The sequence below is a fragment of the Ruegeria arenilitoris genome, from assembly GCF_013031355.1.
In the GTDB taxonomy this organism is placed as follows: Bacteria; Pseudomonadota; Alphaproteobacteria; order Rhodobacterales; family Rhodobacteraceae; genus Ruegeria; species Ruegeria arenilitoris_C.
Genome location: NZ_WPZO01000008.1, coordinates 70,129 through 83,227, shown reverse-complemented (window position 1 = coordinate 83,227; position 13,099 = coordinate 70,129). Strand labels below are relative to the sequence as shown.

At 48.3% G+C, this 13,099-nt stretch carries 11 protein-coding genes and 1 tRNA gene; 7 read left to right on the top strand and 5 right to left on the bottom strand.

The window, feature by feature from the left end; all coding sequences use genetic code 11:
• Positions 1-672: 672 nt before the first annotated feature.
• The 5 genes from GOX63_RS17400 to GOX63_RS17380 all read left to right on the top strand — a co-directional run bounded on the left by GOX63_RS17400 (position 673) and on the right by GOX63_RS17380 (position 7,723).
• Complete coding sequence (locus GOX63_RS17400) at positions 673-2,751, top strand: helicase HerA domain-containing protein (RefSeq protein WP_170327944.1); 2,079 nt, start codon at positions 673-675, stop codon at positions 2,749-2,751.
• Positions 2,752-2,806: 55 nt separating this feature from the next.
• Entirely contained in the window at positions 2,807-4,075 is a 1,269-nt protein-coding gene (locus tag GOX63_RS17395; RefSeq protein WP_170327945.1) for a hypothetical protein, read from the top strand.
• Positions 4,072-5,115, top strand: coding sequence for a Dam family site-specific DNA-(adenine-N6)-methyltransferase (locus tag GOX63_RS24145; RefSeq protein WP_170327946.1), 1,044 nt, complete (start codon positions 4,072-4,074; stop codon positions 5,113-5,115). Before GOX63_RS17395 ends, GOX63_RS24145 begins: the two co-directional genes overlap by 4 nt.
• 223 nt (positions 5,116-5,338) lie before the next feature.
• Complete coding sequence (locus tag GOX63_RS17385) at positions 5,339-6,862, top strand: AAA family ATPase (protein WP_170327947.1); 1,524 nt, start codon at positions 5,339-5,341, stop codon at positions 6,860-6,862.
• Between the two features lie 3 nt (positions 6,863-6,865).
• Positions 6,866-7,723: an HNH endonuclease gene (locus tag GOX63_RS17380; RefSeq protein WP_170327948.1), complete on the top strand. Its 858-nt coding sequence runs from the start codon at positions 6,866-6,868 to the stop codon at positions 7,721-7,723.
• A gap of 213 nt (positions 7,724-7,936) precedes the next feature.
• Here the strand turns inward: GOX63_RS17380 and GOX63_RS17375 are convergent, their stop codons facing one another.
• From GOX63_RS17375 to GOX63_RS17355, 5 genes are all read right to left on the bottom strand, one after another.
• Entirely contained in the window at positions 7,937-8,227 is a 291-nt protein-coding gene (locus tag GOX63_RS17375; RefSeq protein WP_170327949.1) for a hypothetical protein, read from the bottom strand.
• A gap of 178 nt (positions 8,228-8,405) precedes the next feature.
• Positions 8,406-8,828 (bottom strand): hypothetical protein, encoded by a 423-nt coding sequence (locus tag GOX63_RS17370; protein WP_170327950.1) that lies wholly within the window; start codon positions 8,826-8,828, stop codon positions 8,406-8,408.
• 17 nt (positions 8,829-8,845) lie between these two features.
• Positions 8,846-8,940, bottom strand: a tRNA-Ile gene (locus GOX63_RS17365).
• A 546-nt stretch (positions 8,941-9,486) separates the two neighbouring features.
• Positions 9,487-9,846 carry a hypothetical protein gene (locus tag GOX63_RS17360; RefSeq protein WP_170327951.1) on the bottom strand — a complete coding sequence of 120 codons (360 nt, stop codon included), beginning with the start codon at positions 9,844-9,846 and terminating at the stop codon, positions 9,487-9,489.
• Positions 9,847-10,054: 208 nt separating this feature from the next.
• Positions 10,055-10,285, bottom strand: coding sequence for a hypothetical protein (locus tag GOX63_RS17355; RefSeq protein WP_170327952.1), 231 nt, complete (start codon positions 10,283-10,285; stop codon positions 10,055-10,057).
• Positions 10,286-10,928: 643 nt separating this feature from the next.
• Here GOX63_RS17355 and GOX63_RS17350 point away from each other — a divergent pair.
• Together GOX63_RS17350 and GOX63_RS17345 are read left to right on the top strand one after the other, a co-directional pair.
• Entirely contained in the window at positions 10,929-11,915 is a 987-nt protein-coding gene (locus GOX63_RS17350; RefSeq protein ID WP_170327953.1) for a DUF4268 domain-containing protein, read from the top strand.
• Between the two features lie 34 nt (positions 11,916-11,949).
• Positions 11,950-12,840, top strand: coding sequence for a hypothetical protein (locus GOX63_RS17345; RefSeq protein ID WP_170327954.1), 891 nt, complete (start codon positions 11,950-11,952; stop codon positions 12,838-12,840).
• Positions 12,841-13,099 lie beyond the last annotated feature (259 nt).

Genomic DNA, 13,099 nt, shown 5'->3' with positions numbered 1-13,099 from the left:
TGATAATATAAGAATAGTGGAGATCGGAAATGGAAAGGATAGCAAGAATACTATTCTTGCAAAAAGTAGAATTTTTGGCTTTGGCAAGGATTGGAACTGATTGCTTGACAACAAGAGCGTTGCCCTAGAAATCACTTTGCCACTCACAATTACGGCGGGTGATTCGGTGTCAATTGACGAACACACTGCCCTCAAAAGGGGGATTGATTGAGGTTCTCATCGATGTGGCATTAACTAACGGTATGAGAACTAGCAGAAGCCAGAGCAGGCAACATGTCCATGCCAGCAAACATCAGCGACTACAGCGTGCAAGCGGTCGAACAGGCCGCCCCCTGACTCGACATCCCAGCCGCTGATGTAATGGGTCGGGTGAGAGATAATCAACGGTCGACGAGTGCCTGACATCTGGTCTGCAAGAATGCGGAGATGGTCATTGTTGAAAGCGAACAGGCAGACACTGGCGGTCAGCTTGACGCGCCTTGTGATGTCGGAGGCAAACGGCGACCTTGAACCGGAGAAAAGGAGTTATAAACCTCGCCACATGAGCGGCCCCAAAAAACAACCTGAAATGGAAGCGAAAGAGTTATCCTCCCCCTTGCCGGCCAAACGGGAAGGGTTCAGTATCAAAAACGTATAGTCCAACCAAGAGCCAGCAAGGCCGGAGAATCGAGCATGACACAACCTGACATGGAAGCTGGATTGTTGGAGGATCCACCAACCCAAGTGCCAAACACAGAGACAACGTCTGCCCCAGTTGCCGCACTTGCAAAAACATATCAACCAGACAAACAGGCCGCCGATCCCCAAAATGCCGACAAGCTCTTAGGTTTTATCCTTAATCTCTCTTATGAAGATGTGACTATTGTAACTTGCGACCCATGGAAGAGGAATTGCGGTGGCGTTCCCAGAAACACTCTGGTCCTAGTTCGCCTTGCGCCTAGCCGCGTAAGTAATGCAGAGCGGCGCGCCTGTGATCGTGTGATCATGGTAAGAATTACCGATAGCGTCCCGACGCCAATCGACAGCGAAATTCGGCAAACAATATTTGAGATGCACAAGTCTCAGGCCAATATCGATCCCATTACAGACAAAGAATTTCAATGGTCTGCATTGAAAGGCAGTATCGTCGGAACTTTTTTTGACAAGGTCGATGAAAATGGGAAGTCAAGTATAGGCTTCGGACTAGACGTCGATACATATTTTGCACCCCATTTCTACGAAGTTTATGTGCCGACCGAGGATCATCTCGAAACATTGATCAATGCCTTCAGTGAAGATCCGAGTCCACTGACAATTGGAGACCTTCGATACACCGAAACTCCTTCAGTTAACCCTAGGTTAAACGTTCCGGTTAAGATTGACCCGGGCGACTTCACCGGCGCTACTTATGGTCACAGGACCGCACTTTTTGGAAAGACAAGGTTCGGTAAGTCCAACACAATGAAGGTTGTCGCTGATACTATCTTAGAAGGTGGTAATGCGGGCCAGATTATTTTCGACCCCAGCGGTGAATATACTTATTGGAACGAGCAAGATGGTGGTTGCCTTGCGGCTCGCCACCCACTGAAGTGCGTACGATATAGTCTCAACCCGAAACCAAGAGCGAGTGACGCAGCTGCGAATCTTGCGACTCCTAAATCACTTAAAGTGGATTTCTACGCGCAACCTGATGTTGGAAAGAGTTTAATTTTCAGCCTTTGGGAAAGCGAAATTGGTAAAATGCCCGACTACATTGTCCCTGCGCAAAACTGGGAACCTAGTCCAGTTAGTCAGGCTCCGGATCCAGTGAAGAATAAGAGCGGATACAACCGTTATTGGAGAGCCATGGGGATCTGGTACGCAATTCTAGTAGAGGCGGGTTTTCCTGCACCCTCCGGCAACGTTTTTGTAGATTTTCAAGCACCCGTGAAAACGGAGCTACTCGCCAATCCGAGTCTAGCTCCAAGCATAACAGACGCATCAGGTAAGATGAAGACAACCCACTCCTATCAGGTGGCGTCGAATGTTTGGAAGGCTGTAGCCGATATTCATGAAAGTGCCAGCCAAGCTGAAAAGGATAAGCTGTTTAAAGCGTCATCTACGACTGGAGATCCCTATTTCGATTCGGTTTCATCAGGTTTGCTCCGCATTCTTCACGGTGCTGGCAACATCTCCGGTGCCAGAAAGTTCTCACGCTTTCGGCCGTATCATTCGACAGGTGGCGCCGACATATTCAGCGATGTAGTGAATGAGGCTCAATCAGGTAAGACTGTTTTTCTAGACTTGGCAATGGGCGAAGAAAGGGTCCGGAAGGCATTCGCAGATCGGATTTCTCACTCGCTACTCGCAAGCCAAATGAAGAAGTTTAATGATAACAGGTTAGGCGACCAGATGGTTGTTCTCTACTTCGAAGAGGCGCACACGCTTTTCCCTTCGGACGACCGTGGGCTAGGAGAAAACATCTATAACAAACTAGCAAAGGAGGGTGCGAAGTTTAACATATCTTTAGTGTATGCCACGCAGTCAATATCGACACTTTCGCCTGATCTTGTGAAGAATACGGAAAATTTTATCGTCACTCATTTGGATGATGATCGCGAAGTACGAGAACTGAAACACAAAAGAGCGTTCCGAGATGTTGCTGAGGATGTAGAACGTATAAATTCAAAGGGATACGTGCGCCTCAAGACACTGTCCGTTCCGTTCGCACTGCCAGTTCAGATCCGCAAGTTTGACGGTTCTACGAAACCAACTTCTCCGGCAACAAAATAAGATGCCATATTCCAAAGGACCTAAACCACGCGAAGCAGCCTCCAAGATCGCTCATATGGAAGTGATTAATAATCCTGCAATTGCCAATATATTGCAGAATTTAAAGGTAGACAGTGCTCCAAAAAAGCCAAACGCTGCGACGCCTGCCTTGAATGTTGATTTCAGTATTCCAACCAAGATTGAGCAAGTTCTTACGGTCGATGCGGGTCTCCAAACTGTGCCCAATCCAATCCGGCGAGAAAAGGCAATGTCCTTTATCAATCCGGGCGTTAGCATCCTTTCTCTCGATGACTTGAAGAAGATAGCAAACGATCCGATGATGGATCCTCGTGACATGGGTAACATGCTCTCACGGTGCACTCTTCGCCCAGCCTACCTCCCGCTCAGAGGTGTTCGTATGACTGGCCGTACGATGCGCGACACGCTTAGAGAAATTATCAATGCTTCTTTACTGCCCGCCGTAACAGGCCTCTATGAAGTCTTAGAGTTCCTTCTCTTTGAACAATGGTTACCGAGCGGTTCGGTGAAGTCACCCCGCAGCATGAATTGTTTATTCTGCCGTGACACCTTTGATATTCCAGAAAAGCAAATTTTTAGTTGTCCTCACTGCGGTTTTGAACACTTTCTTTCTGACTACCTTGGACTCTTGTCGAGCTCTGACCCCGTCGAACAACCTAGCGAGACTATTGCTAACAGTTTCATGCGCGTGTTGGAACTTTTGTGCTTGTTCAGACTGCCAATGCTTGCAACAAAAAACGGTAAACACGACCGTCTGGAAAAAATACTCTTCATCAAAGACGGCTCACTTATGCTTAGAGCCGAGGGATTCCGGGTCATCGACGGCGTGCGTCGATACCTGCAATGGCTGCGGTCTCGAGGTGTGACCATGCATTTAGCAGGCGTGGAAAAAACAGGTAATATGGTGGAGTTCCTCGCAAACTTCCCAGATGCAGTACCTTGCGATGGTGATGTTCTTATTCCCTCGCGTCAGTTTCTAAATGAAGAGATCCAGGGTAAGGTTTACGATCCAACGAACCCACGCAACCGAGTGAGTTTTGGAACTCGAGTTGGCGTACGCCTCTCAGCTTCGCACGTAGTTGCGCTTCAAGTGCCTTCAAATGACCTTACTAATGGCGGTCCAGAAAACCCAAAGCCAAACGATTTACCAGAGCTTGAAGAAGTTGTCAGGGCACTTTCAAAGGTCACAAGCTCTCGCTATGAAAACTCACTTATCCCACTGGTCTTGGCAAACAGGCAGGTTAGCCTGGCCCAAAGCTCATCGTCTAGGCTACTAGAAGAGTACGTTATTGGCCTGATATCATGAACCTTCAAAACGCACCTTCACCAAAGGAAATTAACCGTCACGAGACTGGGGTTTCGTACAGCTCTTGTGACTTGCCGGTTCCATGCTCTTCCAGACCTTTCTTGCGCTGGGCTGGGGGCAAACGTTGGCTTGCATCTAGCCTGTCAGAGGTTATCAAAAGACGTCTTACTTCGAGCAATGGCCACTACATTGAACCCTTTCTTGGTTCAGGTGCGATATTTTTTTCAGTTTGCCCTAAACAGTCGATACTTAACGACCTAAACCGTGAGTTAATGCTCGCATATGCGGTATTGCGAGACCAACCACATGAAACTATCAAAATATTGAAAAGTTGGCCGGTTGAAAAGGACAACTATTACAAAATTCGAAATTGGCTGCCCGACAACAACATTGAGAAAGCTTGTAGGTTCATCTGGCTGAATAGAACCTGTTACGGTGGACTTTACCGTACGAACCGTAGTGGCAAATTCAATACCCCTTATGGCGGCGGTTCAAGAGTACCCGACAGCTTATGGACAACCGGAACAGCGCTGGCCTGTGCCTCCAACTTGCGCAGAGGCTCCGAACTTTACAGCGGAGATTTTGAATCCATTATCGACAAAGCCAAAGAGGGTGATGTCGTCTTTTGTGATCCGACATACTCAAATCACAGCAAGGATCACTTTGATCGTTACGGAGCAAGTGTCTTTTCTTGGAGCGACCAGATAAGGCTTGCGCATGCATGTAGACGTGCGGCTTCAAGAGGTGCGACAGTAGTGGTCACGAACGGCGCCTATTCCGAAATTGCAGAGATCTATCCTGACGCTTATCGAATTACGAAACGACGTTCTGTGACATTTGGGAAGAGTCACGTAAACGGCACGGATCGCGAATTTGTATTCATTCTAGACCCCGTTCGCCGACGTAAAGACTGGTCGGTTGTAGGCCCAATCGAGAACAGGGTTCGAGCCGTAAGAGGTAGAATAGACAATGACCATCGGGAAATGTCATCGATTAAGTCACATTTACCGTCGCACCGGAGCCAGAAAGTTGTATCGTAAGCCGTTGCGGTACTTCATGTGTAAGCGCAGAAGATCAGATCGGCCTCAAGGTACGGCTAATGATCACTTTAAGTCACTTAAGCGAGGTCTGTACTATTCGAAACATGAAAAGAGAATGCACGCTTCTGCCTAAAATCCCAGGACGATCCCCCAATAAACTTCCATAGCTTCTCAAAGCAAAGAGTGTTCAAGAAGAATTGGCAATGATTGGAAACGTCAAGATATGAATTTTGTAGTAATTCCTAAGAACGGCAATGTGCCATCTGAGGGAAGAGACACTGTCTATCTCAAAGTAGATCAGTGGAATGACTACTCATTCTATACAATGTTTGAGGTATTTGTGTTCGACGGGGAAGGCAACCTCCATGAGTTGAGCAATACTAAGATTGGTTTTTCCGGTCAAACGGAATCAGTTTCGACGTTTTCTACTCTTCCCGGAACTTTTACTGAGCTGCCTGAAAATTATTTTTCTCTCGGTGTTGATGTCGACTACTACTATTATATTGCTTCGACCTTTTCAGAAAGCTTCGGGAGGTCACTCCTCAATTCGCTACGGGACGTAGTTCTCTTACCCTCGTCTTTGGCTCTAGCCAAGGATCAGAAGGTGTTTCAGATTTCACATCTACGCAGTGTAAGCTTGATCGCCATTGAAGCTCAATTTACTCGCGTTCTGGCTGGTGGAAAACCAATAACCGATTTTGAGTTCTGCTTCAAATTGGACAAAACTTTTGAATTAGCAGGCTTTTCTCTAGACTTCGATATTAGTGCCCACTCGAAACCCAGCACTAATATCCACGCGATTATAGGCAGAAATGGCGTAGGCAAAACATCACTAATGAACTCCATGATACATGCTATCACCGACGGAACATTTCAAGCAGCCCGCTTTGAACAACCTAGTCTTACGGGATCGCAAGAAATAGGTCGTGATTTTTTTAGCAGCCTAGTTTCCGTTTCATTTAGTGCGTTTGATCCATTTACTCCTCCCCCTGATCAGCCCGACCCATCGAAAGGAATTTGCTATTTTTATGTTGGCTTAAAAGACTACTCTGATAGTGCCGGTTCTGTTTTGAAGCCACTTTCGGACTTACACAAAGAATTTGCAGATAGTTTGGACCTTTGTTTTGGAGACCCAGGCAAGAAGAAACGTTGGATATCCGCCGTTAAAACTCTGGAAACCGACCAGAATTTCGCTGATATGAATTTGAGTACCCTCGCAAAATTAGAACAGGACCATCTCGAAGAGAATGCATTACGTTCAATAAAGGTGATGAGTTCGGGGCACGCTATCGTTCTATTGACAGTAACGAAGCTAATAGCGCACGTGGAGGAGAAAGCTCTGGTATTGGTTGATGAACCAGAAAGCCACCTTCACCCGCCACTTCTCTCCGCATTCATCAGAATCTTGAGCAACATCCTATTCGACCAGAATGCTGTCGCGATTGTCGCCACTCACTCACCAGTAGTCTTGCAAGAAGTACCCCGTTCTTGCGTATGGAAAATCAATCGAAGCGGCCTTGCGTCTTCTTGGAATAGACCGGAAATCGAAACTTTCGGTGAAAATGTTGGAATACTGACGCGAGAGATTTTTGGCCTGGAAGTCAGCAAGTCGGGCTTCAACTCCATTCTGCAAAAAGAGGCTCTGGCTACCCGAAACTACGAGAAAATTCTTTCTGATTTTTCCAACCAGATCGGCTTGGAGGGAAGAGCCATTTTACGCTCCATTTTGGAAAAAAGAGACCAATAACAGATGCAAAAATTGTCGAGGCCGGAGGTCACATTCGACCAGGTTTTCAACGAATGCGTCGATAGTGTCGGCAATACCACTCAGCGCATGAAGTACCGGGGCGAAATCGGATGCTGCACGAGCATTGAGGCGGCCTACACCGCCTCCGCAGAGGCTGGAACTCTCTATACCTTTCCCCGTACCGTTGCGGGCCGGGGAGAAGATCCATTTGTTCATGGGGCGCTGACAAAGTCTGACCTGACGAAGCTTTATACGAGCTATCTTGTTCCGAAAGAAAAACCGGCTCGACAAACTTATGAGCTATTAATGGTTTCTACATTCAACAAATGCCCTTTTTGTGGTGGGATAGGTCAAGTTCAAACTTTGGATCACTACCTTCCAAAGGCCAACTTTCCACTGTTCTCGGTGGCACCTGGAAACTTGGTGCCTTGCTGTAGAGACTGTAATTCTGGAAAGAGTAATAGCTTCGCTGAAACGAAAGAGGGGCAAACCCTTCATCCCTACTTCGATAATGATAAGTTTTTCACACAGCAATGGGTGTTTTCCCATGTGGAGCAATCGTTTCCACCTGCCGTAACATTCTATGCAGACCCGCCTGACGACTGGAATGAAGTTGAAAAATCAAGAGCGCGCGCCCATTTCAATGACTATGACTTGGCCTCCCGCTTTGGAATAGAGGCCGCGGCAGAATTGCCTGAAATAATACGCATGAAGCAGTACATGCGCGATCTTAGCCCGACAACTTTTTCTGAGCTTCTACAGGAGAAAAGCGGATTCGTGGCAATGCCTATAAACAACTGGCGGCGCGTTCTTTACTCAGGGCTTGCAGCTGATACGTGGTTCTGTGATCAGGCTTTCTAAACCATTGAAAATTGGTGTGGACCTGTCACGTTTTTGTGACGCACCATGTGTTCGCTTAACTTTGCACAGTATTCTATTGTCCTGGAAAAGCCAGTTCTTGGTCGTGCGAGCACGTCTTCAGGAAAGGCTCTAATTCTGCAAACAACCTCGTCCTCCAGTGTAAGTGATTTGCAACGGTTTAGAGGGACGGGAGACCGGCTCCGATACTCCTCATTATTCGTTTTGTTGGGTGTCATCTGGCGACACATGCTGCTCTTTGTCAGACGTTGCTTCAATCTCCCGAGCAGCAAACTCTGCGATTTTCCGAACCAGATACCAAACACTGCTTCGGCGCGGGTGGCCCATGATCCAGCCGGTGACATCCTTAGCCGGAATGTCGAGATGCGGGGCTTCATCTTCAAAAACTCGGACCTTGTAGTCAGAGATATCGGCAAGCCCGGACATGTTTCCTGCACGGGCTTCGGCGATTGGGGTATGGTTTACATAAACAACAACTCTTAGCATTTTTCGTCTTTCTTATTATGTGGTGTTTGCATGCTTGAGCCCTCGTAGGCCCGCCTTAGTTCCAGGAGTGGTTTTTGGCCTTTTGATGCAGAAGGCCCCGCGCCAGCCGTCTCAGCCCAGTTTGTCTTTCCCCAGATATCGTTCAACGGAGCCGCGGATGTCATCGTAATCGAAGATGTCACTCATCCGCCGGATCCCCGGTTCTAGGGGGTTGGGATTCTTGAACTGAAGCGATTTCCTCCAGCACAGCAACTAGACGATGCAGGCCTTTTTCTGTCTCTGCCGCCACCGTCGATTTGAGAGCAGAGAAGTGTTCGTCTGGTAAGTCGAACAAGCATTCAGCGACGTTTCGATGATTGATACTGTCAGGATCGAATTCGTGAAAAGGAAATACCAACTGTAGAACTGCGTCTGGAGGAAGGTAGCGCCTGTCTTCCCTACCGAGGTCTGAGTACACGCGACCTGTAGCACCATGGAACAGCAGGGTTTCTTTCAACACACCGGTCTCGATGCGCGTTTTGACTTCCGAGAGAAGATCGTTGTTGGCGCAGAGCTCAAGGTGTCTTTTCAGGTCTTCATTTGTTTTGGGGTCTTTTGACATGGAATGCCTCCAAAGGATGGTAGGAGGCGTCGGAATCGAACCGACTCGTGCACTCTAATCTGGAGCTATTACAGGGGTATAAGCCCCGCCCGCATAACCAATGCTGCCTCCCGCGTGCTTCGCGTGGGGTATCGAATCAGGTCGATATTCGTTGGCAGTGGATGCGTGTGCTTGTCATGGGGCGAAGCTGAACCAGCATGGGTCGTCGTGTCAACATGAAGTATGCAAAACGATGTGAATCACCGCGTAGTTCCGGGAACTTTCTACCATAGATTGTGTAAATCTGCTGCCTCTCGACCGTCTCAGGAATACAGATTTCCTGCTCAAAGTGAGAATCGGCAGGTGATTCTGATCTTATGAAGAGCGCCCGAAAGCCGGTGTCTTAGTCGGCGCGAACTGGTTTGCAGTTTCCATGTCTTTTCCGAAGCCGCAGAATATCCGCTCGTACGTCACTCCACACAAGGCGATCAGTATCGTGGTCTAAGTGGAACCTGCCTGGATCTCACCAGCCTTTTTTCACGCAGCAGTGGCACCTCCGCCTGCCGTCGGAACGATCAATCTGTCCAACATAGCCACAGACCGCACAGGTAAGGTGCTCGGGTGCATCCGTTGGGCGGAAATAGCGACGTTTGCTCTCGTTGAACCGAGTGGCCGCTTCTTAATGCGCGCACCAACAGCATAACGTTATGATCCAGCTTCCTAAATTCTGCGGGCGAGCCGCGTTCCCGCATCGCTCGCAACTTTGGTTCGCCCTATCGATAGTGGCTGTGACCCAGCCGCGGATGCGTTCGTCCTCAGATGCCTTGCTGAAGTAGATCCGGAGTTCGCCAAATTTCTCCTTGATCTGGAGAACCTTTGGATACTCGACCCCAATCTTGTCACTGCGTGCTTTGATGTGCTCAAAAAGCTCAGTCACGATCCCTGACCAGCCCAAAGGGTTCTGACCCAATTCGAGCTCAACGCTTTTCTGAATGTTGTCGTAGTCGACCACATTGATGGTGGCTTCAGCTTCAGACATTGTGCCCTCCTGGAATTCCGCCGGTAGGAGGGTCAGCTCCGATTGGGTTCCGGCAGCACTTTGGCGGGACAACGTTCTTTGCATGGGGTATCAACTGCAAGCTGTAGTATCTATTACTACAGGAAAGTCGCGTTTCTTTGTGCTGGATTTGCAACTGCTTCCCGCGGCCCATAACGGCAAGGACTATGGGCTCGGCCGAGGGGGTCTCCTAAAGCACGTGTTGTCCTTGCGTTTGCTGTTCCAGCCGTTCTATCTCGGCTTTCAACAACGCGATCCTCTGCGATGTCTGTTGTTCCGCAATCAGATCGAGGAACATCTTGGTCTTACCGCCATGCTTCATGCCATAGCGCTCGTAGACCATCGCATTAAACTCATCCAGTTTCACTTTAGGGATCCGAAACTGGATGTGCTCATAGTGTTCAGTCTCGGTTTTTGTCATCGAATCCATCCTTGTCGGTTGAGGATAGCAGACTACGGCTTCCGGTGTCGCCGTGAATGCGTCAGGGTCCTGGCGCAGAGGTTTCTGCTGGCGTTTTTGATGCGCGTCAGAAATTCGCGGCGAACTTCAAAAACTCACGCAATGTGGGACAATTGGAACTTTCGCTGCGTAACGTATTGGGGTCGGATTTCGTAGCTTCTCGCCTGCGATGAATTACACAGAGGCGGAAACCTGTGTTTCGCTGTTCTTGGTAGAAACCACTGCATTCTTTCTTGAACAGCTCATACAGCTTGCATTCTTGAAATATGAACGCACTCTCGGTTCTTTTCCGGCCACTCATTCAAAAGTGCAAGATGTAGTGGACTTGTCTTTAAACGCTTGCAGGAATGCGTCCAATTCGCTCAGGAATCTGAGTACTGCCCAACACCAAACCCAAATTCGAATACTCACCTATTCTCGATTTGACGGGTACAGAGGCCCTATCAGGCCAGCCTGCACGGGTTTTAGCGTTGCCAGGACATGTCAGCGTTTCAGGCTGCCAGTGCCCATTGCAAACAACATGTTGAAATGCATGGAATCTTCATGCTTCATGGCCTCGGAACAGATCTCGAAGCTTTTACTAACAGATTGATCGAGGAAGAAGATGTTTGAACTTGGCCGACTGGAAAAAGTTGATCTGAGAGAAATCTGGCAAAGTGAACCAGCCGATTTCACACCTTGGCTAGCGCAACCTGAAAACCTCTCAATCTTGTCAGAAACGTTGGGTATCGACTTGGAATTTGAAGCACAAGAACGGTCGGTGGGCCCTTTTCGCGCCGATATCTTGTGCAAAGATATCGGCACCGACAATTGGGTGCTGGTCGAGAACCAGCTTGCGAAAACAGACCACACCCATCTTGGGCAGCTATTGACCTACGCATCCGGCTTGCAAGCGGTTACAATCGTTTGGATTGCTGCCCAGTTCACTGAAGAACATCGCGCGACACTCGACTGGTTAAACGAGATCACTGACGATAAGTTTCGCTTCTTCGGGCTTGAAGTCGAACTTTGGCGGATCGGTCAGTCTCTTGCCGCACCCAAGTTCAACGCCGTATCCAAGCCCAACAACTGGTCGCGTTCTGTTGCACGCGCCGCGCGTTCACTTGATGATGCTGAGTTGACTGAAACGCGCGTTGGCCAGCGTGAATACTGGGATGCTTTTCATGCGCAATTGCAAAAATCGGGTGGTCCGGTATCCGGCAACCGTAAAGCACAGCCGCAATCCTGGATGAATTATGGCGTAGGGCGGACGGGGTTTCACTTGAGCGCCAACATGAATCGGCTGAAAAAATATGTCCGAACAGAGCTATATATTTCCGGCCAAGAGGCAAAAAAGTACTTTGAACTGCTGTTAGCAAGAAGAGAAGTAATAGAGAATAAGTTGGGATTTCCACTGGAGTGGGAGCCTCTTCCAGATCGAACAGATTGCCGTGTAGCCGTATATCTACGGGACGCTAACGCTGACCAAAACGAAGACTGGAACAGGCAGCACGAATGGCTTTGTGAAAGGATCAATCAACTACACACCGTGTTTTCAACTGAGGTGAAAGCGCTGAGCATCTCCAATTCTGGTGAGGCGCTAGACAATTAACAGTGTTGTTGCAGGCGAATAGGGAATAGTCGAATTGGCTTCATTGAGTACAGTGTTATCGCAAGAGGAAAAACCCGCCCTCCTTATCGGCAACGGTATAAACATCCATGGCGGCGGCGGTACATCAAGTTGGGATAGATTGCTTCAAAAGCTATCGACAAGGCAAGGATTGCAACTGACACCTCAAGAAAGAGAGGAAATGTCGAATACTGAGTTTTTCGATATTCTTGATCTTGCCAGAGAGAGCGGACATCAAAATAATCTTCAGTCAGAGTTTTGCAAATTGATGGAGGACTGGAATCCGACCTCTCATCATAAACGCATCGTAACGTGGGCGCACCAACATCAACGACCAATAATCACTGTGAATTTTGATGAGAACCTATCCCGGACAAAAAACCTGAAACTGTTCAGAACGGGAAAGAGTTTTACTGACTACTATCCATGGGGTTCATATTTTTCAGATCAAAAAATTTCTGATTTGCACTCGTCATTTGCGATTTGGCATGCGCACGGCATGATGCGCTACGCGCGAAGTATCCGCCTTGGACTAACCGACTATATGGGTTCAGTTCAGCGCGCGAGATCTTGGGTTTACAATGGGGACAACAGCCTGCGCGCCAAAATCAAAAAAGGCCACCAAAGCTGGAGGGGATCTGACACTTGGCTTGATATTCTGTTTTTTTGCCCGATTTTGATTTTTGGCTTTAGTTTTGGAAAAGATGAGAATTTCTTGCGTTGGCTGTTCTTAGAACGAGCGAAGTTGCAGAAAATTTCTAACCAGATCACCGACAAAATCTGGTTCGTAGAAAGGACGTCGGACAACAGTTTGAGCCGAAAGCTGTTCTTTGAACGCTTAGGAGTAGAGTTCGTCACCGTCGACAGTTATTCCGACATCTACGAGAATAAGAAATGGGGGGTATAGTTTGGAATTTCTAAAATGCGGCCAACTTATCGCCTAGCCGTCTGGAGTTAGAAACTTGGCCTTCGCTCTGCCAATTCAGCTTGGACGGCTTCTAGCGTTGCAAGAGTGCTATGGTGTTTCGCGCTATCGGCATCCGATGCGGTCGGAACGTTGAAGGTTTCCCGAAGCGGAACGGCCTTCTCATCACAGCTCATTCGAAACGCGAACGAAGCTCCCCGCTTCATGACCGGCTTTCCAGCTACCATGTTAAAACCACTTT